At 72.7% G+C, this 330-nt stretch carries 1 protein-coding gene; it reads right to left on the bottom strand.

The window, feature by feature from the left end:
- A partial coding sequence (locus L995_RS18360; RefSeq protein WP_047472908.1) for a TolC family protein occupies positions 1–330 on the bottom strand: 330 nt, incomplete at both ends.

Here is a 330-nt window from a genome sequence, read left to right as displayed (position 1 = left end):
GCTGCGGTACTGCGCCTCCACCAGCTCGCCGGTGCGGCGTGTGTACTCCAGGCTTTGCCGCGCAAATTCCAGGCGCTCGTTGGCCAGGGCCAGTTGCCAGTACAGGCTGGCGGTGGTGGCCGCCAGGGACAGGGCCACGGCCTGCCTGTCCTGCTCGCTGGCCTGGGCCTCGAAGACGGCCGCATCGCGCTGGGCACCCAGGCGGTCGAACAGGTCCAGCTCCCAGCCCACGCTCAGGGTGGCGCTGGACGTCTCCAGCGTGCTGCGCGGGCTGCCGGACAGCGGCCGGCTGGCCCCGGTGCTGAGTGTGCCGCCGGGTTGCGGCAGCAG

Origin of the sequence: Delftia sp. ZNC0008 (assembly GCF_000799035.1) — a bacterium.
In the GTDB taxonomy this organism is placed as follows: Bacteria; Pseudomonadota; Gammaproteobacteria; order Burkholderiales; family Burkholderiaceae_C; genus Comamonas; species Comamonas tsuruhatensis.
Note: the sequence above shows the minus strand (reverse complement) of the source record. Positions and strands in the feature narration are given on the sequence as shown.